This window comes from Allobosea eneae, assembly GCF_042657265.1.
Taxonomy (GTDB): Bacteria; Pseudomonadota; Alphaproteobacteria; order Rhizobiales; family Beijerinckiaceae; genus Allobosea; species Allobosea eneae.
In genome coordinates, this window is sequence record NZ_JBHSLW010000105.1 from 1 (window position 1) to 650 (window position 650).

Sequence of the window (650 nt, forward strand, 5' to 3'; positions counted from 1 at the left end):
GTGAAGGCCTTGTACATCCAGCACCAGGACGCGACGCGGGCGAGGCCGGAGCGGATGGTCAGGCCACTCTTGGCCTTGTGTCGATGGACGATGAACTTGTGCGGCGAAAGCGGCTCGCGGGTCACGCCCTCGGCCAGGACGACGGTCTCGCCGTCGACCTGATCGAACTCGAACCAGCGCTGCGGGCGATAGTCGAGGCATTTCGGCAGCACGGCCTCGGGCGTCGATTCCCACTCGATCTCGGTGACCGAGAAGCCCTTGCCGATCGCGTCCAGGATGTCGAAGAGCGCCAGCTCGAGCACGCCCTCTTCCAACCATTCGCGCAGGAAATCGGCATGGCGGACATGCTCGGCATCGTCGCTGGCCGCCGCGATCGCGATCGGCAGCTGTCCAACCGAGCGGCGGCGCGTGCCGAGCACGGACAGGTAGTGCGGGTCACGCTCCTCGATGTCCTCGGCGAGCTCGAGCCAGGCGAGCGGGCTGCCGGTCGCCGCGGCGCGATGGATCGCGGCCAGTCGGGTCGGCGTCAGGCCATCGGCTGGGTGGCCGGAGATCGGCGAGCGCACGCCGGTGAGCGTCGGCCCGGCCTTGGGCGGCCCGAAGACATCGTCATAGTCAATCGGGTTGCCATCGGGCCCGAGCAGCTTGGA

The 650-nt window shown here is 68.5% G+C and carries 1 protein-coding gene; it reads right to left on the reverse strand.

Annotation, left to right across the window (positions count from 1 at the left end; translation table 11 throughout):
* Positions 1-650 (reverse strand): phage portal protein family protein (locus ACFPOB_RS29955; protein ID WP_377801815.1); only part of this gene is annotated, 650 nt, incomplete at both ends.